The sequence below is a fragment of the Roseobacter sp. HKCCD5988 genome (assembly GCF_037830355.1).
Lineage (GTDB): Bacteria > Pseudomonadota > Alphaproteobacteria > Rhodobacterales > Rhodobacteraceae > M30B80.
Genome location: NZ_JBBLYJ010000001.1, coordinates 851,072 through 875,713 on the forward strand (window position 1 = coordinate 851,072; position 24,642 = coordinate 875,713).

Annotated in this window: 26 protein-coding genes; 13 read left to right on the forward strand and 13 right to left on the reverse strand. The window is 55.8% G+C overall.

Going from position 1 to position 24,642, the window contains the following annotated elements; translation table 11 throughout:
* Nucleotides 1–42: 42 nt before the first annotated feature.
* Nucleotides 43–378, forward strand: a complete 336-nt coding sequence (gene fdxA / locus AAC636_RS04250) for a ferredoxin FdxA (protein ID WP_317656208.1) — start codon at nucleotides 43–45, stop codon at nucleotides 376–378.
* Nucleotides 379–696: 318 nt separating this feature from the next.
* A complete protein-coding gene (locus AAC636_RS04255; protein ID WP_317656207.1) occupies nucleotides 697–1,209 on the forward strand; it encodes a CarD family transcriptional regulator in 513 nt (170 codons plus the stop codon).
* A 57-nt stretch (nucleotides 1,210–1,266) separates the two neighbouring features.
* Here AAC636_RS04255 and AAC636_RS04260 read toward each other — a convergent pair whose 3' ends face one another.
* Nucleotides 1,267–2,031, reverse strand: coding sequence for an adenosylcobinamide-GDP ribazoletransferase (locus AAC636_RS04260; protein WP_340300518.1), 765 nt, complete (start codon nucleotides 2,029–2,031; stop codon nucleotides 1,267–1,269).
* Nucleotides 2,032–2,118: 87 nt separating this feature from the next.
* Between AAC636_RS04260 and cobT the strand changes: the two genes are divergently transcribed.
* Nucleotides 2,119–3,129 carry a nicotinate-nucleotide--dimethylbenzimidazole phosphoribosyltransferase gene (gene cobT, locus AAC636_RS04265; RefSeq protein WP_340301085.1) on the forward strand — a complete coding sequence of 337 codons (1,011 nt, stop codon included), beginning with the start codon at nucleotides 2,119–2,121 and terminating at the stop codon, nucleotides 3,127–3,129.
* Here cobT and AAC636_RS04270 read toward each other — a convergent pair.
* The 5 genes from AAC636_RS04270 to AAC636_RS04290 all read right to left on the reverse strand — a co-directional run bounded on the left by AAC636_RS04270 (nucleotide 3,126) and on the right by AAC636_RS04290 (nucleotide 6,787).
* Nucleotides 3,126–5,096, reverse strand: coding sequence for a cation:proton antiporter domain-containing protein (locus AAC636_RS04270; RefSeq protein ID WP_340300519.1), 1,971 nt, complete (start codon nucleotides 5,094–5,096; stop codon nucleotides 3,126–3,128). The genes cobT and AAC636_RS04270 overlap by 4 nt on opposite strands.
* Before the next feature lie 100 nt (nucleotides 5,097–5,196).
* Complete coding sequence (locus tag AAC636_RS04275; protein WP_340300520.1) at nucleotides 5,197–5,412, reverse strand: Lrp/AsnC ligand binding domain-containing protein; 216 nt, start codon at nucleotides 5,410–5,412, stop codon at nucleotides 5,197–5,199.
* A complete protein-coding gene (locus tag AAC636_RS04280) occupies nucleotides 5,409–5,612 on the reverse strand; it encodes an Lrp/AsnC family transcriptional regulator (RefSeq protein ID WP_340300521.1) in 204 nt (67 codons plus the stop codon). The genes AAC636_RS04275 and AAC636_RS04280 overlap by 4 nt, the downstream gene beginning before the upstream one ends.
* Before the next feature lie 81 nt (nucleotides 5,613–5,693).
* Entirely contained in the window at nucleotides 5,694–6,392 is a 699-nt protein-coding gene (locus AAC636_RS04285) for a DUF1194 domain-containing protein (RefSeq protein ID WP_340300522.1), read from the reverse strand.
* Nucleotides 6,359–6,787: a VOC family protein gene (locus AAC636_RS04290; RefSeq protein ID WP_340300523.1), complete on the reverse strand. Its 429-nt coding sequence runs from the start codon at nucleotides 6,785–6,787 to the stop codon at nucleotides 6,359–6,361. The genes AAC636_RS04285 and AAC636_RS04290 overlap by 34 nt, the downstream gene beginning before the upstream one ends.
* A 161-nt stretch (nucleotides 6,788–6,948) precedes the next feature.
* Here AAC636_RS04290 and AAC636_RS04295 point away from each other — a divergent pair, with 161 nt between their 5' ends.
* From AAC636_RS04295 to AAC636_RS04305, 3 genes are all read left to right on the forward strand, one after another.
* The gene (locus AAC636_RS04295) at nucleotides 6,949–7,767 is read left to right on the forward strand and encodes a thymidylate synthase (protein WP_340300524.1); all 819 of its coding nucleotides are present in this window, start codon (nucleotides 6,949–6,951) and stop codon (nucleotides 7,765–7,767) included.
* A 10-nt stretch (nucleotides 7,768–7,777) separates the two neighbouring features.
* A complete protein-coding gene (locus AAC636_RS04300) occupies nucleotides 7,778–8,254 on the forward strand; it encodes a dihydrofolate reductase (RefSeq protein ID WP_340300525.1) in 477 nt (158 codons plus the stop codon).
* 69 nt (nucleotides 8,255–8,323) lie between these two features.
* Complete coding sequence (locus AAC636_RS04305; RefSeq protein WP_340300526.1) at nucleotides 8,324–8,728, forward strand: DUF2177 family protein; 405 nt, start codon at nucleotides 8,324–8,326, stop codon at nucleotides 8,726–8,728.
* A gap of 51 nt (nucleotides 8,729–8,779) precedes the next feature.
* Here the strand turns inward: AAC636_RS04305 and AAC636_RS04310 are convergent, their stop codons facing one another.
* Nucleotides 8,780–8,986, reverse strand: a complete 207-nt coding sequence (locus AAC636_RS04310) for a cold-shock protein (protein ID WP_317656193.1) — start codon at nucleotides 8,984–8,986, stop codon at nucleotides 8,780–8,782.
* Between the two features lie 227 nt (nucleotides 8,987–9,213).
* Between AAC636_RS04310 and AAC636_RS04315 the strand changes: the two genes are divergently transcribed.
* The gene (locus AAC636_RS04315) at nucleotides 9,214–9,543 is read left to right on the forward strand and encodes an arsenate reductase family protein (RefSeq protein WP_340300527.1); all 330 of its coding nucleotides are present in this window, start codon (nucleotides 9,214–9,216) and stop codon (nucleotides 9,541–9,543) included.
* Between the two features lies 1 nt (nucleotide 9,544).
* Here the strand turns inward: AAC636_RS04315 and thrS are convergent, their stop codons facing one another.
* Nucleotides 9,545–11,497 (reverse strand): threonine--tRNA ligase, encoded by a 1,953-nt coding sequence (thrS, locus tag AAC636_RS04320; RefSeq protein WP_340261281.1) that lies wholly within the window; start codon nucleotides 11,495–11,497, stop codon nucleotides 9,545–9,547.
* A gap of 135 nt (nucleotides 11,498–11,632) precedes the next feature.
* On the opposite strand from thrS, the gene AAC636_RS04325 reads away from it, so the two are divergent.
* Nucleotides 11,633–12,403, forward strand: a complete 771-nt coding sequence (locus AAC636_RS04325; protein ID WP_340300528.1) for an alpha/beta hydrolase — start codon at nucleotides 11,633–11,635, stop codon at nucleotides 12,401–12,403.
* Here the strand turns inward: AAC636_RS04325 and phaZ are convergent.
* Complete coding sequence (gene phaZ, locus AAC636_RS04330) at nucleotides 12,400–13,656, reverse strand: polyhydroxyalkanoate depolymerase (RefSeq protein WP_340300529.1); 1,257 nt, start codon at nucleotides 13,654–13,656, stop codon at nucleotides 12,400–12,402. The genes AAC636_RS04325 and phaZ overlap by 4 nt on opposite strands.
* 158 nt (nucleotides 13,657–13,814) lie before the next feature.
* On the opposite strand from phaZ, the gene phaC reads away from it, so the two are divergent.
* From phaC to phaR, 3 genes are all read left to right on the forward strand, one after another.
* Entirely contained in the window at nucleotides 13,815–15,587 is a 1,773-nt protein-coding gene (gene phaC / locus AAC636_RS04335; RefSeq protein WP_340300530.1) for a class I poly(R)-hydroxyalkanoic acid synthase, read from the forward strand.
* A gap of 131 nt (nucleotides 15,588–15,718) precedes the next feature.
* A complete protein-coding gene (locus tag AAC636_RS04340) occupies nucleotides 15,719–16,174 on the forward strand; it encodes a Phasin (protein WP_340300531.1) in 456 nt (151 codons plus the stop codon).
* Nucleotides 16,175–16,344: 170 nt separating this feature from the next.
* Nucleotides 16,345–16,905, forward strand: a complete 561-nt coding sequence (phaR, locus tag AAC636_RS04345) for a polyhydroxyalkanoate synthesis repressor PhaR (RefSeq protein WP_340300532.1) — start codon at nucleotides 16,345–16,347, stop codon at nucleotides 16,903–16,905.
* A 21-nt stretch (nucleotides 16,906–16,926) separates the two neighbouring features.
* On the opposite strand, the gene purD is transcribed toward phaR, so the two are convergent.
* Entirely contained in the window at nucleotides 16,927–18,189 is a 1,263-nt protein-coding gene (gene purD / locus AAC636_RS04350) for a phosphoribosylamine--glycine ligase (protein ID WP_340300533.1), read from the reverse strand.
* Between the two features lie 86 nt (nucleotides 18,190–18,275).
* Here purD and xseA point away from each other — a divergent pair, with 86 nt between their 5' ends.
* A complete protein-coding gene (xseA, locus tag AAC636_RS04355; RefSeq protein WP_340300534.1) occupies nucleotides 18,276–19,634 on the forward strand; it encodes an exodeoxyribonuclease VII large subunit in 1,359 nt (452 codons plus the stop codon).
* 85 nt (nucleotides 19,635–19,719) lie between these two features.
* On the forward strand, nucleotides 19,720–20,883 hold the full coding sequence (locus tag AAC636_RS04360; RefSeq protein WP_340261270.1) for a M20 aminoacylase family protein: 1,164 nt from the start codon (nucleotides 19,720–19,722) through the stop codon (nucleotides 20,881–20,883).
* Between the two features lie 10 nt (nucleotides 20,884–20,893).
* Here the strand turns inward: AAC636_RS04360 and moaA are convergent, their stop codons facing one another.
* From moaA to kynU, 3 genes are all read right to left on the reverse strand, one after another.
* Nucleotides 20,894–21,904, reverse strand: a complete 1,011-nt coding sequence (moaA, locus tag AAC636_RS04365) for a GTP 3',8-cyclase MoaA (protein ID WP_340300535.1) — start codon at nucleotides 21,902–21,904, stop codon at nucleotides 20,894–20,896.
* 41 nt (nucleotides 21,905–21,945) lie between these two features.
* The gene (locus AAC636_RS04370) at nucleotides 21,946–23,220 is read right to left on the reverse strand and encodes a DUF3422 family protein (protein ID WP_340300536.1); all 1,275 of its coding nucleotides are present in this window, start codon (nucleotides 23,218–23,220) and stop codon (nucleotides 21,946–21,948) included.
* A gap of 126 nt (nucleotides 23,221–23,346) precedes the next feature.
* Nucleotides 23,347–24,537 (reverse strand): kynureninase, encoded by a 1,191-nt coding sequence (kynU, locus tag AAC636_RS04375; protein ID WP_340300537.1) that lies wholly within the window; start codon nucleotides 24,535–24,537, stop codon nucleotides 23,347–23,349.
* Between the last annotated feature and the right edge of the window lie 105 nt (nucleotides 24,538–24,642).

The following is a 24,642-nucleotide window of genomic DNA, read 5'->3' on the forward strand; positions in this document are numbered from 1 at the left end:
TAAACCCATGCCGCATGATCTTTTGAAAAGAGTGATGACCCTATGACCTATGTCGTGACCGACAATTGCATTGCCTGCAAATATACAGACTGCGTTGAGGTATGCCCCGTGGATTGCTTCTACGAGGGCGAGAATATGTTGGTCATCCATCCAGACGAATGTATCGATTGCGGCGTCTGCGAGCCTGAATGCCCTGCCGATGCGATCCGCCCCGACACTGAGCCAGATATGGAGCAGTGGGTTGAGTTTAACCGCAAATGGTCAGAAGCATGGCCTGTGATCATCACCAAGAAAGACCCGCTGCCCGAGGCAGAGGAGATGGATGGTAAGCCGGGCAAAATGGATCTCTTTTCCGAAAAGCCCGGTGAAGGTGGTTAAATAGCAAACAAGGGCGCGGCGATTCTGGTGCCGATTCGCCTGTATTCTGTTTGTGCTGGCCTTTATTTGTGCGCAAATTTATCTGAAAAAATAGGTATACGGGCGAAGGTTTGCTGCGCCAACTTTGAATCAGCGTAATTTTGTGTTACATTGCTGGTGCAAACTTTTTTGGAATCACTGCCCAAACCAACATATTCACGGGCTTAGGCCATCGCCTCACATTCCTTAACAATCGCCAATGTAGAAAAGCAGCTCTTTTCTGCATGCGGTTTTTTCGGCTGATTGCCGTGGGTGGCCCGTGCAAAGGAAACACTGCTTATGAGCAAGTCGCGTAAATCGCAAGAATTCAGCCCCAATGATTATGTGGTCTATCCCGCCCATGGTGTGGGTCAGATCATCTCGATTGAAGAGCAAGAGATTGCTGGCATCAATCTGGAGCTGTTCGTGATCTCGTTTGAAAAAGACAAAATGACCCTGCGGGTGCCAACCGCAAAAGCCACTGAGGTCGGAATGCGCTCGCTGTCGAGCCCCGATGTCGTGTCCAAGGCGCTAGATACGCTGAAGGGTAAGGCGCGGGTGAAGCGGGCCATGTGGTCGCGCCGTGCTCAAGAATATGAGCAAAAGATCAATTCGGGCGATTTGATCGCAATTGCCGAAGTGGTGCGCGATTTGCATCGTGCGGATGACCAGCGTGAGCAAAGCTATTCTGAGCGTCAGCTGTATGAAGCAGCGCTTGAGCGTTTGACCCGCGAGTTGGCAGCCGTGCAAGGCATGGATGAGCGCGGCGCGCAGCAGCGCGTGGATGAGGTTTTGACCGCCCGCGCGGCCTAAGCCATTTCTTGAAACATTGGATGCGCCGCGTGAAGGGATCTTCGCGCGGCGTTTTCGTTATAAGACAGCTGCAAGTGTCGCCATGGCGACAATTTCGGTGATCTGTTGGCTTGCCCCCAACACATCCCCCGTTTGCCCGCCGATTTTGGCCTTAGCCAACAGACCAAGGCCAACTGCCGCCAAGGCCGCAGCGCCAATCACCAAAAGGCCCGAAAGCGGCCCGATGAGGCCCAATGTTATCAGGCAGGCAAGGATAGCCGCGCCGCCCGTGGTGACGTTAGACGGGGTTCCCACGCTGCGCGACAGGCCCGTGGTGCGGGGATTGGGCAAAAAGCGCATGAGCACGACCATGGGCGCGCGGCTCAATGCGGCGATGGCAATTAGTGCAAGGGGGGCTTGCGGTAAAACCGTGATGATTAGGCTTGCGCGAAGCAGCAGCGATAAGGTCAGGGCAATGACGCCGTATACGCCCACATGACTGTCTTTCATGATGGTCAGGCGATCTTCCACGCTCCATCCGCCCCAAAACCCATCAGCCACATCCGAGAGACCGTCCTCATGCATCGCGCCTGTGCTGAGGATGAGGGCCGCAAGCGCGATTATACCCGCAACGCTAAGCGGCAGGCCCAGCCCCAAAGCCGCACCGCCAAGCCCCATCCCAATCGCGCCGATAGCCGCGCCGATAAGCGGATAGGCCCATGCAGCCTCTGCGCCGCGCGAGTAATCGGGTTTGAACGGCAGGGAAAGGCGGCTCAAAAGCGCAAAGGCAACGGCGATATCGCCTAGTTTTGGTCGGTTTCCATGCAGAAAGTTATGGGTCATTCTTGCGATGTTCCTGTTGTCCCCGCCATTGTCTATCGGATAGTGGGGGCAGCACGCAATCCTTTGATCTGGTGGACAAAGCTCGTCATGCAATTTGAGACCCTTTCCGATATTCACGCGGCCCTTGTCGCAGCCCCCAAATCTGATGCAACCGCGTTGGAGGCTGCCGAGTTGCGCAACAGCCAATTGACCAAGCCCCTTGCCGCATTGGGGCGGCTTGAGGAGGTGGCAATCTGGTATTGCGGGTGGCGCGGCAATGCGCGCGCGCAAATTGACGCCCCACAGGTGATTGTCTTTGCAGGGAACCACGGGATCACAGCTCAGGGCGTCAGTGCCTTTCCCGCTGAGGTCACAGTGCAAATGGTTGCTAATTTCGAGGCAGGCGGTGCAGCGATCAATCAACTGTCCAAGCTTGCTGGCGCGCAGATGGATGTTCATGCGCTTGATCTGGAACAGCCAACCGCAGATTTCACGCAAGGCCCTGCAATGGATGAGGCCGCATTCTTGACTGCATTCTCAACAGGCTGGGGGGCTGTTGATCCAACCTCTGACCTTTTGGTGGTGGGGGAAATGGGGATCGGCAACACCACTGCCGCTGCGGCGATGGCCTGCGCGCTGTTTGGTGGCACGGGGGGCGATTGGGTTGGTCGCGGCACGGGTGTGGATGATGCGGGCCTTGCGCGCAAGGCGGATGTGGTGGCGCGGGGGATTGCCGCGAACCCTGAGGCGCGGAGCGATCCATTGACGGCTTTGCGATGCTTGGGCGGGCGCGAGATTGTTGCCATGGCGGGCGCGATTGCTGCGGCGCGCGCAAACTGCATCCCTGTTATCCTTGATGGATTTATCTGCACTGCGGCGGCCGCCTGTTTGGAGCAGGCCCAAAAGGGTGCATTGGATCATTGTGTGGCAGGCCATCTCTCAGATGAGGGAGGACATCGCAAATTGCTGGACGCGATTGGCAAAGAGCCTTTGCTGAACCTTGGATTGCGTCTTGGTGAAGGTAGCGGGGCCGCCTTGGCCATTCAAATTCTTAAAGGGGCGCTTGCCTGCCACTCAGGCATGGCGAGCTTTGCTGAAGCTGGCGTCAGCGCGGGTTAAGAGGCATCCCGCGCACCGCCGCGTGACAGCTTGCCCGAAAGTGCGCTGGCATCACCGCGCGCGCGGCGGCGATCTGTCGGGCCTTCCCCCATGGCATTCTCCCGCGTGGCTTCGTCTAATGCGCTGAGCAGCGCCGCCTCAAGGTTCGCGTTCAATTCGCGCGCGCGTTCCATATAGGCGGGGTTCTCGGCAATCGGCACGCCTGGTTTCCACAGTTCCACCAAATCGCGCAGATTTTGGCGGTCATGGCGGTAAAAGGCCACCTCCATTTCATGGGCCTCGTAATCAGACAGGCCCATATCCTCAAGCACATAGCGCGCGGCCCGCAGTGAGCTGTCGAACATCTCGCGCACGATATGATCTGCACCTGCCTTATAAAGTTCGTAGACATGCAGCCGATCATGCGCCCGTGCAGTGATATGGAGATCTGGCCTGATGCGGCGCGCATAGGTGACAAGACGCACCGCGCTTTCCTTGTTGTCGACCGCAACGACAAGAACCTTGGCCTCTTCTAACCCTGCCGCGGTCAAGAGTTCGGGGCGGGTCGGGTCACCGAAAAACGCCTTAAAGCTAAAGCCGCGCATCAGCTGGATGACCGATAAATCGGCATCGAGCACCACCGTCTTAAACCCTGCACCTTGGACAACACGATTGACCACCTGCCCAAACCGCCCCACGCCTGCGATGATGATGGGCGCGGTTTCCCCGATTTCATCGGCCTCTGGGGCGGTGCCTGTATCGGCTAAACGATGGGCGAGCCGATCATAGAGGATGAAGGCCAAAGGTGTCAGCAGCATGGACAGCGCCACAACCAGCAAAAGCATTTGGCCGGTCGCATCGGTCATCACCGATTGCTGAACTGAGAATGAGATCAAAACAAAGCCAAACTCGCCCGCTTGTGCAGGGCCAAGCGTAAAGAGAGACAGGTCTTTTTTCCGCATTCCAAAGGCAAAGCCGATAGCCAAAAGGATCACGCCTTTGAGGGCCATCATTCCCAAGGTCAGACCCAAGATTGTCAGGGGCGCTGAAAATAGCGTTCCGAAATTTATACCTGCGCCCACTGTGATGAAGAACAGCCCCAAGAGCAGGCCTTTGAACGGGGCGATATCGGCCTCTAATTCATGGCGGAATTCGGAGTTGGCAAGGACAACGCCAGCAATAAACGCCCCAAGCGCGGGCGAAAGCCCCACCAAGATCATCAGGGCCGCGATGCCAACAACGATCACAAGGGCCACCGCGGTATAAACCTCCCGCAAGCGTGCCATGTGGATAAAGCGGAACAGGGGGCGGGATAGGAAATGCCCCGCAAGGATCACGAGCGCGATGGCGGCAATTGTGACCAGCGTCACCCCCCATCCCGGCAGTCCTTCGACCAGTGAGAAGGAATGGGCCCCATGACCCGCCGTATCGGTGGCGCGTTGGATCGAGCCGTCTTGCGCAAAACTTAAACTGCCCGACACGGCCAAAAGGGGAAGGAACGCCAACATCGGAATGACTGCAATATCTTGGGTCATAAGCACAGAAAACGCGCCTCGGCCGCCGTTGGTTTTCATCAGTCCCTTTTCGCTGAGCGTCTGTAGCACAATCGCGGTCGAAGACAGGGCCAAGATCATCCCTGTTGCCAAGGCCAATTGCCATTGCAAGCCAAAGAGCAGCGCGACCCCTGCAAGCGCAAAGGTTGTCAAAACAACCTGCGCCCCGCCCAAACCAATCAAGCGTTGTCGCATATCCCAAAGATTGCGCGGCTCTAGCTCTAGACCGATCAGAAACAGCATCAGCACCACGCCAAATTCGGCGTAAGGTTGAAGGTCATCTGTGTCCGAGCCGATATACCCAATCAATGGGCCAATCGCGATGCCAGCAAGCAAATACCCCAAGACCGATCCCAGACCAAACCGCACGGTCAGGGGCACAGCGATCACCATCGCAGAAAGATAGATTGTCGCCTGTAAAAGCAGGCTTTCCATCGGCCTGTCCTTTGCGTGGGGGAGGTTGCGTTTGTCTTGAGTGCAACTTTGACACGAGTGGATCAGAGCGGCAAGGCACCGTCTGGCTTGATTTGCGCCATCACGATCTCGGTGTGCAGTTTCTCGACCATCGGAGGGGTAAGATGATGGTATCAATAAGCTCGCGTAGCGCGTCTAGATCGCTGCACCAAACGCGCAGGATTGTGTTTGCAGAGCCTGTGACATCAAAGGCTGAAACGATTTCAGGGGTGCTGTGCAGCAATCGCTTGAAATCATCCATCAAGGCAGGATCATGGGCGCTGCGGGTGAGTGTCAAAACGCCTGCACGGATAAGCCGCAGGCCTCTGGTGCAATATCTATGCTGACCGCGCGCAGCACGCCTGTTTGTTCTAGCTTTTGTCGCCGCCGCCCTGCTTGCGAGGTCGAAAGACCAAGATGGCGCCCCATCTCCTGCGCCGTCATTGCGCCATTTTGTTGCAAGGCACGCAATAAGCGGCGGTCAGTTCGATCAAGCATGAGCAAATCGCCAAAAATATACTCAAAATTTAAATATAATTTGTATTTTTTGTGAGGCTTTCCAAGTCTTCCGCGCGCGGATTAAAGGCCGCCCAACATCATGGGGCGCAATTCGCGTTCGAGTTTGCGCAACATGGCGGCTTCAAAATCTTGGTAATCGCGCGCCTGTTCGATAAAGGCACCCGGCCCGCGCAGGATTTCGCGTTGGTAATATTCGACAATATCAACCGCCGCGCCCCCAATCGCCAACCCGTTCACAGTAACACCGTCAAATGGGAAATGGGCAAAAGCATGGCTTGGTTGAAATCCCTCGTTGTTTTCACCATCCCCAGAGATGTCGAGCGTATAAAAATCACAGGCAGGTGCGGCGGCTAATTGCGTGGCCCCAAAGCCAAGCGCGTATCCAAGTGCGGTTGGAAATTCATCATCCCCGCGCGGCGCGGCTACAATTTCGGCAGCAACAGCGGTGAGGGTTGTCGGGGTGTCGAGGATCGTCCAGTCAACCAAAACTTGCTGTTGCCTTCTCCCTGACCACTCATACACCAAGATTGCCACAGGTGCCGCGCTGTCAAACAGTGCGGTCATGACAACTGGGCTTGTCAACGCATTGGCAAGGCCCGCGCGCATCAGCCTGTGTTCATCACTGTCAACCGATGCCGATGCATCCAACCCAAGGGCCAAGGCCAAGCGGCAAGCTGTGGCCGATTGGGGCAGCAGCAAAGCCACCCCAATTATGAGTGCGACCCTTACCAATGCCCGATATTTGGCATCGAAGCCCATGGTTCAGCGGGCTCTTGTGCCGCCCCTTTTTGAAGCAATTCGACCGAGATATTATCGGGTGAGCGCACAAAGGCCATACGACCATCGCGCGGGGGGCGATTGATTGTCACTCCATGATCCATCAAGTGCTGACACATCGCGTAGATATCATCCACCTCATAGGCGAGATGCCCAAAATGGCGGCTATCTGATGGCAGCCCATCATCGCCATCCCAGTTATAGGTCAGTTCAACGGGACATTCTTCTTGGCCTTCAGGGGCCATGAAGATCAGGCTGAAGCGCCCGCTTTCATAATCAGTGCGCCGCGTCTCCTTTAGGCCCAAGAGCGCAAAGAATTTTTGGGTTGCTTCAAGGTCTTTGACGCGCACCATTGTGTGAAGATATCGGATTGCCACGGCTGTCTCCCTCGTGAAATTTCGCGTTGCCTCAAGCTTAGCGTGAAATTTGCAGAATTACAGGGGGCGGGGGCAAGAAATGCCCTACCCGATATTGCGGTTTGTGCTAAAATCGTTTCAATATATAGCGTAACGATGGCCCAACCTGTGGATGTGTGGCGATGCAGCAATATCATGACCAATTGGCGCTGATCCTTGAAAAGGGCGTGGATACAACCGACCGTACAGGCACGGGCACGCGCAGTTATTTCGGCCTGCAGGCGCGCTATGATTTGAGCGAAACTTTCCCGCTCATCACAACCAAAAAGCTGCATCTGAAATCCATCATCCACGAGTTGTTATGGTTCCTCACAGGCGACACGAATATCGGCTATCTCAAAGAAAATGGCGTGTCTATCTGGGATGAATGGGCCGATGAGAAGGGCGATCTTGGCCCTGTTTACGGCCACCAATGGCGACATTTCCCAAAGGTTGCGCGTGGCGCAGATGGCGCAGTGTCGATTGGATCGGTTGATCAGATTTCGAATTTGGTTGAGATGATTAAACGCACGCCTGACAGCCGCCGCCTGATTGTGTCTGCTTGGAACCCTGGCGAGGTGGATCAAATGGCCCTGCCGCCCTGCCATACGCTGTGGCAGGTGAAAATCTTGAACGGGCGGCTGAGCCTGCAGCTTTACCAGCGTTCGGCAGATATGTTTTTAGGGGTTCCGTTTAACATTGCCTCTTATGCCTTGCTCGCTGTGATGCTGGCCCATGTCACGGGCTATAAGCCTGGTGAATTTGTGCATTCCATTGGGGATGGTCACATCTATTCGAACCATATGGATCAAGTCAAAGAACAGCTGTCGCGCGACAGTCGCCCTGCGCCGACCTTGCGGCTTGCACGCGATGTTGGGTCGATTTTCGATTTCCGCTACGATGATTTTATCATCGAAGGGTATGATCCCCATCCCGCCATCAAAGCGCCTGTGGCGGTTTAGGGAGGCGGTCATGATTTCACTTGTGGTAGCGCGGGCGCAGAACGGCGCGATTGGTAAAGGCAACACAATCCCGTGGCACGCGCCCGAAGATTTGGCCTTTTTCCAACGTGAAACAATGGGCGGGGCGGTGATTATGGGCCGCAACACATGGGAGAGCCTACCGTTTAAGCCGCTGAAAAATCGCCTCAATATCGTGGTCAGCCGTGATAAAACGCTGCACGATACGGTTGTCGCTTCTGTGGATGCAGCGATTGAGTTGGCCCGAAGCGCAGGGTATCCGCGGATTTACGGGATTGGCGGTGCACAGATTTATGCGCAAATGCTGCCGATGGCAGACAGGCTTTTGGTCACCGAGGTTGATTTGGTGATTGAGGCGGCAGATGCCTACTTCCCTGAGATCAACGAAGGTAATTGGCGCGAGGCGTGGCGGCATTCCTTGCGCGAGGATGGCCCCGCGTGCGTGGTGCGGGAATTGGTGCGGCCCTAAGGTTTTGCCTTATTCAAAAGCACCGCTAACTTATGCCATGCGGGACGTAGCGCTAAAAGGCGGCACCTGATGACACTCTTGATCCTCTTTGTGGCGACATCTTTGATCTTCCTCATTGCCGATGCGGTGATGTTGAACACAGTGTTGCAGCCTGTCTTTGCGCGGCATATTGGCGATTTGCTTTATAAAGGTGGGTTTCGCCTGTTGCCTGCAATCTTGTTTTATCTGACCTATATGGGGGGCATTCTTTACTTTGCCTCCACCCCCGCGATGCGCGCAGATACGCCAAGCCTGGCCCTGATCAATGGCGCAATTTTGGGCTTTGTGGCCTATGGCACCTATGAGTTCACGTCATGGGCGGTGATGCGTGACTGGCACCCGCAAATGGTGGTGATGGATGTGATTTGGGGCGCCACGCTGACAGGGGTTGCCGCATGGGGTGGGGTCATGATCGCGCGCGCCATCACGGCCTAGTGGGCCATGCGCGCAAAGCGGTGTGGCTGCCTTGCGCGCGGGGTTTTGACGTCAGAGAATTTTCAGATCGACCGCAGAGGCCCGACCATCGCGGCCTTCACGAAGCTCAAAGCTGATTTTCGTGTTATCGGCTAATTCTTTCATCCCCGCTTGTTCAACTGCAGAGATATGCACGAACACATCTTTGCCGCCGCCATCAGGCGCGATAAACCCGTAACCTTTGGTGGTGTTGAACCATTTCACAGTGCCAGTGGGCATTTTCGTATCTTTCCTGTCTCAAGTCTCAATCCCACAAGCGTGTCTGCGCGTGGGGTGCAGCTAGGGCCGATGACCATGCTTTTGCTGCCGTCTCAAAAGCAGTTCAACCGGTGACCTAGAGGCACGCCAAGAGAGTGCCTTGGTTTTACTAAAAATCAAGAAAAACTCTCTGGAACCGAGCGCCTGCGGCCCTATGCTGTGGTTTGTGGAATAAAAAAGAGGCACAGATGCAGATTATTGGGCTGAAAAATTGTGACACATGCCGCAAGGCGGTGAAGGAATTGACCGCTGCAGGTCATAGCGCCGCGTTGCGTGATCTGCGCGAAACCCCGTTGAACGATGCTGAGATTTCGCAGTTTTTGGCAGAATTTGGGGCGGATGCCCTCATCAATCGCAAATCCACCACATGGCGTGGTTTGGATGAGGCCACGCGCGCCACTGATCCAAAGGCGCTGTTGGCGACCCATGCCGCCCTGATGAAACGCCCCGTCATCCTTGCTGATAACGGGGCGCTCTATCTGGGATGGGGCGCGGATGTAAAAGCCGCGCTTTTATAAATTAGCTGCGCAGATCAGGCGCAATCGCCTCTGCCACTAAGGCATCGATCAAGGCATCTAAGGGCTGAACGGAAGTTTGACTTTCACCCAAACGGCGCAAGGTCACGCTTCGATCTTCCATCTCTTTGCGTCCAACAGCCAAAATCACAGGCACCTTTCCTGTGGAATGCTCGCGGATTTTATAATTGATCTTTTCGTTGCGCTTATCAGCCTCGGCGCGCACGCCCCGTTTTTTGAGCAACGCGACAATCTCATCCACAAAACCATCCGCTTCGGAGACGATAGAAGCAACCACAACTTGACGCGGGGCCAACCAGAAGGGCAGGCGGCCTGCGAAGTTCTCGATCAAGATGCCGATGAAACGCTCAAAGCTGCCCAAAATTGCGCGGTGCAGCATGACGGGGCGGTGTTTCGCGCCATCCTCGCCGATATAGGTGGCGTCCAGACGTTCGGGCAGAACGAAATCCACCTGCAACGTGCCGCATTGCCAATCTCGCCCAATGGCATCGGTCAGCACGAATTCCAGTTTCGGGCCGTAAAAAGCCCCTTCGCCGGGATTCAGTTCATAGGCATATCCCGCCGCTTCGGTGGCGGATTTAAGTGCCGCTTCGGCCTTGTCCCAAACCTCATCGCTGCCCGCGCGGGTGTCGGGGCGGTCAGAGAATTTCACGCGGAATTTCTCAAACCCAAGATCCTTGTAAACCGCCGAAAGCAACTCGATGAATTGCTTTGTTTCATCCTCAATCTGCGTTTCGCGGCAGAAGATATGCGCGTCATCTTGGGTAAAGCCGCGCACCCGCATGATCCCATGCAATGCGCCCGATGGTTCGTATCGGTTACATGATCCAAATTCCGCCATCCGCAAGGGCAGGTCGCGATAGGATTTCATGCCCTGATTGAAAATCTGCACATGGCAGGGGCAGTTCATCGGCTTCAGGGCGTTGATGGCCTTTTCGCGGGCATGGTCTTCGTCCACTTCCACGATGAACATATTCTCTTGGTATTTTTCCCAATGGCCCGAGGCCTCCCAAAGACGGCGGTCAACTACTTGCGGGGTGTTAACTTCTACATAGCCGCCATCTTGCTGACGACGGCGCATGTAATCTTGCAGCGCCGTATATATGCGCCACCCATTGGGGTGCCAAAACACCTGACCTGGGGCCTCTTCCTGCATATGGAACAGGTTCATCTCTCGGCCCAAGCGGCGGTGGTCGCGCTTTTCGGCTTCTTCCAAGAAAGTCAGATGCGCCTTGAGGTCATCGCGGTTTTTGAACGCGACCCCATAGATGCGCTGCAACATCGGGCGGTTGCTGTCGCCGCGCCAATATGCGCCTGCGAGTTTCATCAATTTAAACGCATCAGCGGGCAATTGCCCTGTGTGCTGCAAATGCGGGCCACGGCAGAGGTCTTGCCAATCCCCGTGCCAATACATCCGCACGGGTTGATCTTCGGGGATCATCCCAACCAGTTCTACCTTATATGGTTCGCCTGCTGCTTCGTAATGGGCGATTGCGCGTGCGCGATCCCAGATTTCTGTGCGCACGGCATCGCGGGCGTTGATGATCTCTTTCATCTTCGCCTCAATCCGACCCAGATCATCTGGGGTGAAGGGCTCTTTGCGGTCAAAATCGTAATACCAGCCATTTTCGATGACGGGGCCGATTGTCACTTTTACATCTGGCCAGATTTCTTGAACGGCGCGCGCCATCACATGGGCAAAGTCGTGACGGATCAGCTCTAAGGCTTCGGCGTCATTATCCTTCATGGTGTTGATCGCGATGGTGGCATCGGCATCAATTGGCCAAGCCAAGTCGTAATGCGCGCCGTTCACTGTGGCGCTGATCGCCTTTTTGGCAAGCGAGCTTGCGATGCTTTCGGCCACCTCGGCGGCTGTCACGCCAGCCTCGTAGCTGCGGGAATTGCCATCGGGAAATGTTAGGGAAATCTGTGGCATCGCCATTGCTCCTCGTCAGTTTGGCGCCTACGAAACGCCCGGTTGCGGGTTAAGTGTTGCTTGGTCTTTTGGCGCGCCTTTGATGTGGTGTCAACTCTTGCGCGGGGGGACAGGTTTTTGGCATGGAGGGGACATATGCCCGCACATGAAAGCGAAACCATGCCCGACCATCTGATCACCGAGAAATCTCGCAGCATTGCCTATCATCTGACGGAAGGCACCCATCCGATGGTGGTGTTTTTGGGCGGCTTGCGCTCAGACATGGCGGGAACCAAGGCTGTATTCCTTGAGGAATACGCTAAATCCCGTGGGCGGGCTTTCCTGCGGTTTGATTATTCTGGCCATGGCGAAAGCAGCGGCGCGTTCACCGAGGGCTGTATTGGCGATTGGGCCGAAGACGCCGCCGAGGTTTTAGATCGCCTTGCCCCGAAGCGGGTGGTTTTGGTGGGGTCGTCCATGGGGGGATGGATTTCACTGTTGATAGCGCGCCGAAACCCCGAACGGATTGCGGGGCTGATTGGCATCGCGGCTGCCCCTGATTTTACTGAAGATGGGTTTTGGGCCAGTTTCACCGAAGATCAACGCGCTGAAGTCATGGGGCAGGGGCAAACCGCGCTGCCCTCAGAATACGGGGAGCCGATGATCGTCACCAAGCGCATGATTGAGGATGGACGCAAGAATTTGGTTCTGCGCAGCGCTCTGGCGATTGACGCCCCTGTGCGCCTTTTACAAGGCACCGAGGATGAGGCGGTGGATCAAGCGGTGGCTTTGCGCCTTCTTGCGCATTTGCAGTGCGATGATTTGCATTTGGAATTGGTCAAAGGCGAGGATCACCGCTTTTCCAGCCCGCATTGCCTTGATCTTTTGGCGCGCAGGCTGGATGAAATGCTAGAAAGCGCGGTTTAACTGACGGCTTTGATCTTCGCGGACTTATTGTTGGCGTCAATGAAATCCAGAACAAGCGGGCGGATATTGTTGCGCCAGCTTTTGCCTGCAAAAATCCCGTAATGGCCTGCATCAGGCTCGAGGTGGCTCGCCTTTTTGCTGTCTGGCAGGCCGGTGCATAGATCTAGGGCTGCAACACATTGGCCCGGGGCGGAAATGTCATCTTTGCCGCCCTCAACAGTTTTCACCGCAACCGATGTGATTTGACCGATATCAACAGGCTTACCTGAAACGGTGAAGGTGTTTTTCGCAATCTCGCGCTTCTTAAAGATACGATCCACGGTTGAGAGGTAGAATTCCGCAGGCATATCCATGACCGCAAGATATTCATCATAAAAGCGGTTATGCTTGTCGTTGTCAGATGCCTCGCCCTTGGCCACACGAAGGATCTGCTCGGTGAAGGCGCGGCTGTGTTTTTCGGCATTCATCGCCATAAACGAGCTAAGCTGCTGCAATCCTGGATAGACCATGCGGCCGGCGCCTGCATATTTGAACCCCACCCGCTGCAACATGGACTGTTCCAACTGGCCCATGGTGACGCGATTGCCAAAATCGGTCACATCCGTTGGCGCGGCTTCTGGGTCAATTGGGCCCCCGATCAGGGTCAATGAGCGGGGCTGTGCCTTGGGGTCTTCCTCGGCCAGATAGGCGGTCGCTGCTAAGGTCAGAGGGGCGGGTTGGCAGACCGCGATGACATGGGTGTCTGGCCCCATGTGGCGCATGAACTCCACCAGATAGAGGGTGTAATCCTCGACATCGAACTTGCCTGCGCTGACAGGGATGTCGCGGGCATTGTGCCAATCGGTGACATAGACATCACAATCGGGCAGAAGACTGATGACGGTCGAGCGCAGAAGCGTGGCGTAATGGCCCGACATTGGGGCAACCAACAACACTTTGCGGGTCATAGCCGCGCGCTCTGCAACAGCGAAATGCACCAAATCGCCAAAAGGTTTTGGAAGAACAACATTCGGACTGACAGCGTGGTCACGGCCATCGCTGAGTGTGATGGAGCGAATGCCCCAATCAGGTTTTACCGCCATGCGCGCAAAACTGCGCTCCATCACCTCACCCCAAGCGGCGGTCAGTTGGATGGCGGGATTGGCCACAAGCCCGAATTGCGGATAGGAGCACATCGCCCGCGCGGTTGATCCAAGCCATTGGTTGGTCACGCGCATGGTTTCCATGAAATCATAGGTGAGAAGCTGTCGCATCGGATGCATATCTCCAAAATTGAGCTTGGGCGCCGTCAATGCACCCTGCGGTAAATCAGCCCTACCCCCTCACCTTGGTAAAGCCTCTCTATGCAAATGCAGCATTTATCGGATAAAATCAAGCAAAGTGACGATCCGCGCGCGAGGAGGCAAGAGTCATGGGTGACCATTTAGAAAAGTTAAACACCAATCTCAAACGCGTGGAAGAGTTAAGCCGACGTTTGGTCGAAGCCCTCGCAAATAAAGACCAAAACGACCCTGGCCTGAATGGGCCAGGCCCCGATCTCTATATTAAAGCCAGCATGGCATACTGGTCGGAATTGGTGAATAACCCCGCAAAATTAATGGAGCGGCAGGTCAAATTTTGGGCTGATTCCGTCACCCATTACGCGGAAGCTCAACAGAATCTTACGCAAGGCAAGCTAGAGCCGCCCGAGGATAACACCCCAGATGATCGCCGTTTTTCCAATCCGCTGTGGAAAACGCACCCCTATTTTAACTACGTCAAACAGCAATATATGATCTCGGCCAATGCCATAGAGGTCTCGTTGAAGGATCTTGAGGGGCTAGAGCATAAAGATCGGCAGAGAATCGAATTCTTTGCAAAACAGATGGTTGATCTTTTTGCACCAACAAATTTTCTGGCCACAAACCCAGATGCATTGGAGCGTGCGGTCGAAACCGAGGGCGAAAGCCTTGTGAAGGGCTTAGAGAACCTCGTGCGCGATATTGAGGCCCATAAGGGTGAGATCTTGCCAACTTTGGCCGATGGTTCGGCCTTTGAGTTGGGCACGAATATCGCAACCGCAAAAGGCGCCGTCATCTATCGCAACGAAATGATGGAGTTGCTGCAATTCGCGCCGACCACAGAGAAGGTCTATAAAAAACCTGTGATCATCTTCCCGCCGTGGATCAACAAATATTACGTAATGGATTTGCGCCCCGAAAATAGTTTGATCCGATGGATTGTGGATCAAGGCTATACCTTATTCGTAGTGTCGTGGAAGAACCCTGATAAGTCCTATTCAGATAAGGGCCTCGAAGATTACATCGAGAAAGGCTATCTCAAGGCTATTGACGTCGCCAAAGAGATCACGGGCAGTAAGGCGGTCAATACGGTGGGCTATTGCATTGCTGGCACCACCCTTAGCCTCACGCTCTCGCTGCTGAAAAAACGGCGCCAAAAGCCGATTTCATCGGCCACCTTCTTCACCACGATGACGGATTTTTCCGATCAGGGTGAATTTACGGTCTTTCTGCAAGATGACTTTGTCGATGCCATCGAACGGCAGGTTGCCGAAGATGGTGTGCTTGATAACAAATATATGGCCAAGACCTTTAGCTTTTTGCGGGCCAAGGATTTGATCTACGGCCCTGCGGTGCGCAGCTATATGATGGGGGAGGCGCCGCCTGCCTTTGACCTGCTTTACTGGAATGGTGACGGGACGCATTTGCCTGGCAAGATGACCGTGCAATATTTGCGAGGTCTTTGCCAAAGCAATGATTTTGCTGAGCGCACGTTTGAATTGATGGGAAAGAAGCTCAAGGTCAGTGATGTCGACCTGCCGCTTTGCGCCATTGCCTGCGAGGCGGATCACATTGCGGCGTGGAAGGACAGTTATCGCGGTGTGCAAAAAATGGGGTCACAAGATAAAACCTTTATCCTATCCCAATCGGGCCATATCGCGGGGATCATCAATCCGCCCAACAAAAAGAAATACGGTCACTATACACATGATGACCTTAGCCTTTCCGTGAAAGACTGGCGCGAGCAGGCTGAATTCCACGAAGGGTCATGGTGGCCTCGGTGGGAAGCATGGTTGCGCACCCATTCGGGAAAGCGCGTTGCCGCGCGCAGCTTGGGTGAGTCGGGCTATAAAATATTGGCGCAAGCCCCCGGAACCTATGTCAAGGAAACGCCAGAACTCTGATAATCCATAAAATTTTTGGCTTTTGCTGCGGTGCAGAAAAGTGCTTGACTTGCTGCGATGCAGCATGGCATATACTGCACATGCAGCAAACGCAGTCCGCGAAACACGCGATATTTTTTGGAGTAGAGACCATGGCAAAAACAGCCGCAAACGAATTCGCAAAAGTTCTTCAGGACATGATGAAGGCTTACCCAATGGACATGTCGGCAATGACCGACGCGTTCAAAAACTCTGCCGCGATCGGCGAGAAGTTCTCGAAAGTTGCTCTTGAAGCCGCTGAGAAATCCTCTGAGATCCAAGCAGGTTGGACAAAAGAAACCATCGCGAAACTCGGCGATGTTGCAAAAGTTAAAGAAGAGCCTGCTGATTACAGCAAAGCCCTGACCGATTTCGCTTCTGCACAAGCAGAAATCGCAGCTGAAAACATGGCTGCTTTCGCTGAAGTCGCGAAAAAAGTTCAGATGGACACTGTTGAGTTGATGATGGCTGCAGGCAAATCTGCAACTGAAGAAGCTTCTGCAGCTGTTAAAAAAGCAACTGCTGAAGTCACTGCAGCAGCCAAGAAAGCAGCAACTGCAGCTGCATAAGCTACAGATTTCTGTGCCGCGTTGGTATCCTCCCTTCCAACGCGCTCCCAAGAAGGGCAGGCCTCACCGCCTGCCCTTTTTGCATCTGCAAAACAATTATTGTTTTTTTTCTGCGACTGCTTAGGCTGATCCCTAGGGTGAACGCGTAACAGTAAGTCAGGGAGGATGAAATGGCACAGGCACAAGAGCCTTTATTGATCAAACGCTATGCCAGCCGCAGGCTCTATAATACTGAGACCTCCGATTATGTGACGCTTGATGATATTGCGGGGTTCATCCGCGCGGGGCGCGAGGTGAAGATTGTTGACCTGAAATCAGGGGATGATCTGACCCGCCAATTTCTGTTGCAGATTATCGCAGAACATGAATCACGCGGCGAAAGTGTTTTGCCAATCGCCGTGCTGAATGATCTGGTGCGCAGTTACACAAGCCAAGCACAAAGCGTGGTTCCCGATTTTCTCGCGATGTCCTTTGATATGCTCAAACAGGGCCAATCCGCGATGATGGAAAACATGAGCGCGATTAACCCGATGGCCTCCATGCCAGGGTTTGAGGCCATGCGCGCCCAGCAAGAAGCCTTCATGAAGGCGATGACTGGTGGTTTGGGCAACGGGTGGTCAGGCCCGAGCGCAGAGGAGGAAGACGCGCCCACCCCTGCGAGCGAAGAGGACGAACTGAGCCAGATCAAACGCCAGCTTGCGGAACTGCAAAACAAGCTCTCCAAGCTGTGATGGCATCGGAGGCGCGCTGTGCTACAGCGCCCTCCATCCGATGTCTGAGCGGCAAAACCCGTCAGGCCAATCAATTTTATTGACCATGTCATAGGCGCGGCGGCGGGCCTCAGCCAACGTTTCACCTCGGGCGGTGACGTTTAAAACGCGCCCTCCTGCGGCTGTGATTGCGCCATTCACTTCCTTGGTGCCTGCGTGAAATACCATGTGGTTGCTGTCTTGCGCCAACGCCTCAAGCCCGTTGATCACGCTGCCTTTTTCATATGATCCGGGATAGCCATTTGCCGCCATCACAACGCTGAGCGCGTGATCCTCGGCCCAGTTGACCAACATTTGGTCAAGCCTCTGTTCCGCGCATGCCACCATCAGATCTAAGGCCTGCGCGCCGAGGCGCATCATCAACACCTGACATTCAGGATCGCCAAAGCGCACGTTATATTCGACCAAGCGTGCTTGGCCGTCTTTGATCATCAACCCTGCATAAAGCACGCCGCGATAGGGCGTGCCGCGCTTGGCCATTTCGTCAATCGTGGGCTGCACAATCTCGCGCAAGGCGCGCGCGGCGATCTCATCGCTTAGGACGGGGGCAGGGCTATAGGCACCCATGCCACCCGTATTCGGCCCCGCATCATTGTCAAAGGCGCGTTTATGATCTTGGGCTGTGCCAATAGGCAGGATGGATGCGCCATCAGAGAGAATGAAGAAACTGGCTTCTTCACCCTCCATGAACTCTTCGATTACCACCTCGGCACCTGCATCGCCGAACTCGCCGCCGAACATATCGTCAATCGCGTCCAACGCCTCGGTCAGGGTCATCGCCACGATCACACCTTTGCCCGCCGCCAAACCATCGGCCTTGACCACAATGGGCGCGCCTTGTGCTGTGACGTAGTCCCGCGCGGATGCTGCATCGGTGAACCGCGCGTAGGCGGCAGTCGGTGCCTTGGCCGCGTCACAGATTTCCTTGGTAAAGGCCTTAGAGGCCTCAAGCCGCGCCGCCTCTCGGCTTGGGCCAAAAGCCAAGATGCCCGATTGTGACAGGGCATCGACCACGCCTTCGGCCAAGGGGGCTTCGGGCCCAACAATCACAAAATCAATGGCGTTTTCGGCAGCAAAATCCACAACCGCCTGCGGGTTAAGAATATCGATATCGGCACAAGCGGCGATTTGGGCGATCCCCGCATTGCCGGGGGCAACGATCAACGTATCACATTTGGGGCTTTGCAAAACCGCCCAAGCCAAAGCGTGTTCACGGCCACCACTGCCCAAAATCAAGATATTCATCGCATCCGCTCCACTTGGCCTTTTCGTTGCCGCGTTCTAAGCTGCGAGGGAAATCAACGCAAGCCAACCCAAGGGATGAAGGGCAGATGTCGGATTTGATCGAAGAAGCCGAGGGCGGAAACGCACCAGAGTTCTCTGTCACCGAGCTTTCTGGTGCGGTGAAGCGAATGATTGAGGGGGAGTTCTCGCATATCCGCGTGCGCGGCGAATTGGGCCGTATTTCGCGCCCTGCTTCTGGTCATATCTATTTGACCTTGAAAGATGATCGCTCAAATTTGGATGCCGTGATCTGGAAGGGCACAGCCGCGCGCCTATCCCACAGACCCGAAGAGGGGATGGAGGTTGTCGCCACGGGGCGCATGACGACCTTTGCAGGCCAATCGAAATATCAATTGGTGATCGAGGATATGCGCCCTGCGGGGGCGGGTGCCTTGATGGCGATGTTGGAACAGCGCCGTATGAAATTGGCTGCTGAGGGTTTATTTGATGCTGCGCGCAAGCAGGAGCTGCCCTTTTTGCCTGAGGTGATCGGTGTGGTTACCTCGCCCTCTGGGGCGGTGATCCGCGATATTTTGCACCGCCTGCGGGATCGTTTCCCACGGCAGGTCTTGATCTGGCCTGTCGCGGTTCAAGGAGAGAAATGCGCGCCAGAAGTGACGGCAGGCATTCGGGGGTTTAACGCCCTTACCGCAGGGGGGCACATCCCCCGCCCTGATTTGATCATCGTGGCGCGGGGCGGAGGCAGCCTTGAAGACCTGTGGGGGTTCAACGAGGAAATCGTGGTGCGCGCCGCCGCCGAAAGCAGGATCCCCCTGATCTCCGCTGTGGGGCATGAAACCGATACCACCTTGATTGATTTTGCGGCTGATTATCGCGCGCCCACGCCGACCGCTGCGGCCGAGCGTGCGGTGCCTGTGCGGATGGATATCCTCACTTGGGTTCAAGATTGCGGCGCGCGCCTCTCGCGGGGGGCACAGGCAGTTGTCACGCAGCGCCGTGTGCGGCTGGCGGATCTCTCGCGCGCCTTGCCGCGCCCTGCCTCGCTGCTTGAGACTGCGCAGCAGCGCCTCGATCGCGTGGCAGACAGGCTTGAGCCTGCATTGGTGCAATCCGTGCAAACCCGCAGCCATCATGTGCAAACTGTGGGCGCGCGACTGGTGCCTGCCTTGGATCGTGCTTTGGCGCAAAAACGCCTGCCTTATGAGCGCGCTCGCGCCAATTTGCGCCCCTCGGTTCTGAGCCGCGCGATTGCAGATGCACAGCAAAAACTGAATGCCCTTGAACGGATGCGGCAAAGCCTCGGCTACACGGCAACGCTCAAGCGCGGCTATGCGGTGTTGCGCAATGAGACGGGGTTGATCACCACAACTGCAGCTCTGCGCACGGCGTCCGAGGTTGAGGTTGAACTGGCCGATGGTAAGGCGCAGGTTAAGCCGCTCCCGTAAAGGTGTGGCGGGAATCCGCTTGCTGCCTTATCTAGGCGGGCTATAGTTTTCGTGAGACAGCCTATGCACAAGAAAGGGGCCTCTTATGCCGATCAAAAACCGCTTTGCCGAATTGCTGCCCGAAGTCACCGCGTGGCGGCGCGATCTGCACGAGAACCCCGAAATCCTGTTTGAAACCCATCGCACCTCGGCTGTGGTGGCCGAGCGGTTGCGCGAATTTGGCTGTGACGAGGTGGTTACGGGCTTAGGGCGCACAGGAGTTGTGGGCATCATCAAAGGCAAATCCACTGCATCGGGTCGCTGCATCGGGTTGCGCGCAGATATGGATGCCCTGCCGATCCATGAAGAAACGGGGCTTGATTATGCCTCGAAAACACCCGGTGCAATGCATGCCTGCGGCCATGATGGGCATACGGCCATGTTGCTCGGTGCCGCGAAATATCTGGCCGAGACGCGCAATTTTGATGGCACGGTTGCCATCATCTTCCAACCCGCCGAAGAGGGCGGCGGCGGCGGCCGCGAAATGGTCGATGACGGGATGATGGAGCGTTTCGGCATCCAAGAGGTCTACGGGATGCATAATTGGCCGGGGATGCCCACGGGCGCATTCGCGATCCGACCTGGTCCATTTTTCGCCGCGACCGATCAATTCGATATTTACCTGACGGGCAAAGGGGGCCATGCCGCCAAACCGCAAGACACGATTGACCCTGTGGTGATGGGCAGCCATCTGGTGCTTGCCCTGCAAACCATCGCCAGCCGCAATGCCGACCCTGTGAAACAGGTGGTGGTTTCGGTGACGGCGATGCACAGCGCGGGCGAGGCCTATAACGTGATCCCTGAGAAAATCCATCTGCGCGGCACTGTGCGCACGCTTGACCCTGATCTGCGAGAATTGGCCGAAGCGCGGATTACCGCGATTGCCAAAGCCACCGCCGAGGGTTTTGGCGGGCAGGCCGAGGTGCAGTATCACCATGGCTATCCTGTGATGATCAATTCGGAGGCGCAAACCGAATTCGCCGCCGAAGTCGCCCGCGCCGTTTCAGGCGATTGTGTCGAAGCGCCCCTGATCATGGGCGGCGAAGATTTCGCCTTCATGCTCAATTCCCGCCCTGGGGCCTATATTCTGGTCGGCAATGGTGACAGCGCAGGCGTGCATCACCCAAAATACAATTTCAACGATGAAGCCATCCCCGCAGGCTGCAGCTGGTGGGCCGAGATCGTAGAGCGGCGGATGGCGGCGGGCTGAAGGGGTAAACCTACCCCCCCGTATGGCTCATATGCCGTGACATCTGACCCGCCACTTTTTGGCGGGAATAGTCGAAATCATGGCCTTTGGGTTTGCGGGCGATGGCTGTGCGGATGGCGGCCTCTAGGGTGGCGTTATCATCACTGGTGCGCAAGGGGGCGCGTAGGTCGGCCATGTCCTCTTGCCCCAAGCACATATAAAGCCGCCCCGTGCAGGTCAGGCGCACGCGATTGCAGCTTTCGCAGAAATTATGTGTGAGCGGCGTGATGAACCCGATTTTCTGCCCTGTCTCCTCAAGGCGGACATAGCGGGCAGGGCCGCCTGTGCGTTCGGCCAGATGGGTCAGGGTAAAGCGCGTGGCCAGACGCCCGCGCAAATCCGACAGGGGCCAATATTGGTCTAGGCGGTCTTCATTGCCCAGATCGCCCATTGGCATCACCTCGATAAAGGTCAGATCCATATCGTGCTGCGCGCACCAGGATTGGATGTCGAACAGTTCATCCTCATTGAACCCTTTAAGGGCCACCACATTGATTTTGACGCGCAGACCCGCGGCGCGCGCGGCCTCGATTCCCGCGAGGACTTGGGGCAGGCGGCCCCATCGGGTGATGGCGGCGAATTTGTCATCCTTTAGCGTATCAAGCGAGACATTGATCCGCCGCATCCCCAAATCATAAAGCGGCTGCGCAAAGCGGCTAAGTTGGCTGCCATTGGTGGTGAGGGCCAATTCCTCGAGCGCGCCTGTTTCCAGATGCCGTCCCATCGCCTGGAAAAAGGTCATGATGCCACGGCGCACCAAGGGTTCCCCGCCTGTGATCCGCAGTTTCTTGATCCCAAGATTGACGAAACTGGAACAAAGCCGATCCAGCTCTTCCAAGCTCAACAATTCGGCCTTGGGCAGGAATGTCATATTCTCCGCCATACAGTAGACGCAGCGAAAATCGCAGCGATCCGTGACGGAGACGCGCAGATAGGAAATCGCGCGGGCAAATGGGTCGATTAAAGGCGTGGTGGTGTTCATGCGCACGAGCCTAAATCAGCGCATAAACCCTGCGCAAGCCCTCATTCGATATGGCGGCGCAGGCGGTTGATCACAAACCAGACAAGCCCGATCACAGGGATCACCGCAGCGGCTGTGAGTGTGGTTTTGGAAATCCCCAAAGGTTCGGACAAAGGGCCCAAAAGATAGGCCACCAGATTGATGGCGTAATAGCTGATGGCCACGACCGAAAGACCCTCAACCGTTTTTTGCAGCCGCAACTGCAGATCCGCGCGTTTGTTCATGCTTTCCAGCAGCAATTGGTTCTGCGCAGACCGCCCCACATCGACCCGTGTGCGCAACAAATCGCCCGCGCGAATGGCGCGATCTGTGATCTGTTGCAGGCGGTTTTCATTCGCCTTGACGGTTCGCATGGCGGGGTCAAAGCGGCGCATCATAAATTCCGCAAAGGTTTGCCGCCCCGCGAACCGCTCTTCGCGCAGCACGTTTATGCGTTGATTGACGAGCGCATTATAGGCGGTCGTGGCCCCAAAGCGAAACGCGCTTTCAGATTGCAATTTCTCCAATTCCGCGGCGATGGAGAGAAGTTGATCAAGCGTGTCTTCGGGCTGTGCCAAGTCACCATTCATATCAGCGACAAGTTGCGACAGGGTTTCGTCCAACTCGCCCATCCTTGCGCCAATATCGCGCGCGCGGGGAAGGCCGAGCATGGACATGGTTTTATAGGTTTCGATTTCGCAAATACGCTGCACCACGCGGCCGATACGCCGTTGGCCTGTCTCGCTATCCACAAAAACGGCAAAGCGCATATGCCCGCCGCTATCAATGCGAAAATCGCCTGCAATCACAGCACTTCCATCGAGAACCGAACTGACGGCAAGGCTTTCTGGAACGAACCACTCGTCAATCTCTTGTGCGATCTGGGCATCGCTTGGGGCATTGGCCACGCGAATATGCAGGGATGTGATCCGCGCACCGGGTGCGGATTTTAGCCATTCCTCGGGAAAGACCTGCCACAACTCAGGATCAAAGGGGCGTGTTTCTGGCCCGTCCAAAAAGACGGTATAGGTTACAAATTCCGTGTGCATTTCCCATTTGATACGGAACTTGCCCATATCACCGAAATAATGGGTGGCATCAGGCTGCGGATGCGCGGCGCCGAACCGATCAAGCAGCGCGATAAGATGCGCGCGATCAAGAGCGCGGTCGCGCTTGGCAGCATTTTGCGGCTGTTTGATCGCTAGGAACAAAGCCTGCGAAGGCGCGTTCAGCGAAGGAAAGGGCCGCGCGTGCAACTCATTGGCAAGCGCATAGCGCAGCGGATGATCTTGTAGCATATGCCGTCACGCCTTTCAGGCGGGGAAAGATGCTTCAAACTGACGAAAATTTTTGGATATGTAAACCAAAAATTTATTTGTATTTTAAAGGTTTATCTGCACTCAGCGGTATGCAATCAGGTGGCCTTAGGTCACTGCGTTGCGTGTCTTCCATTCGGGGCGATCCCAAAGCCGGCCTTTGATGATTTCCGAAATTGCGCCAATGGCTGCGTCAATTTCAGCCGTGCCGATGTAAAGCGGCGCAATCCCAAATCGCAGAATGTCGGGGGCTCGGAAGTCTCCGATGATGCCGCGGGCGATCAGGGCTTGGCATAGGGCATAAGCCTGTTCGAAATGAAATGATACCTGACTGCCGCGTTGCTCGGGGTCGCGGGGGCTTGCAAGGCGCAGATTGGGGCAATTGGCCTCAATGCCTGCAATCAAACGCTCGGACAGCGCGACCGAGGCCGCACGTAGATCATTCAGATCAACCCCCTGCCACGCATCAAGGGCGGCATCTAGGATTTGCATCTGCACCACCGCAGGGGTGCCAATCCGCATCCGATCCACCCCTGTAGCGGGCGTATAGTCTAGGAGAAACGCAAAGGGTGTCGCGTGCCCAAGCCACCCGTTGAGAACGGTATGCGCTTGGTCACGATACTGCGGGGCGATATAGATAAAGGCGGGCGCCCCTGGCCCGCCATTAAGGTATTTATAGCTGCATCCGACCGCAAAATCCGCGCCTGTTTGCGCCAGATGCACGGGAAACGCCGCCACCGAATGGGCCAAGTCCCAGATTGTGATAATCCCCAATTCATGTGCCCGAGCCGTCAGGCGCGCCATGTCATGCCTGCGGCCTGTGCGATAATCAACTTGGGTCAGCATCAGCACGGCGATCTCGTCACTCAGTGCTTCCTCCACGGCTTCGGGTGCAACCAAGCGCAGTTCGTGACCTTGGCCCATGGTTTGGATCAACCCTTCGGCCATATAGAGATCGGACGGAAAATTGCCCTGATCGCTGAGGATCACCTTGCGATCGGTCATCGCCAAAGCGGCCCCAAGCGCCTGATAAAGTTTCAAGGATAATGTATCGCCCACTTGAACTGTTTCAGGCTCAGCCCCAATCAGCGGAGCGATGCGATCCCCCAATTTGCGCGGCAGATCAATCCAGCCTGCGCGGTTCCATGCGGTGATCAACATCTCACCCCATTGGTCGGTCAAGGTCTGGCTGGCTGCTGCTTGTGCCGCCAAGGGCAGGGGGCCGAGGGAATTGCCATCAAGATAGATCACCCCATCGGGAATATGGAACGCCGCACGGGTTTTGGTGAAATCTGTCATCTTGGCCACTCCTCTTTTCGAATTGCTGCCGCATCTGCCCGTTGAGGTCAATTGATCTGGCGCGGCTGCGTTCTGCCTCTGGACATTGCCGCAACTTGAGCCAAT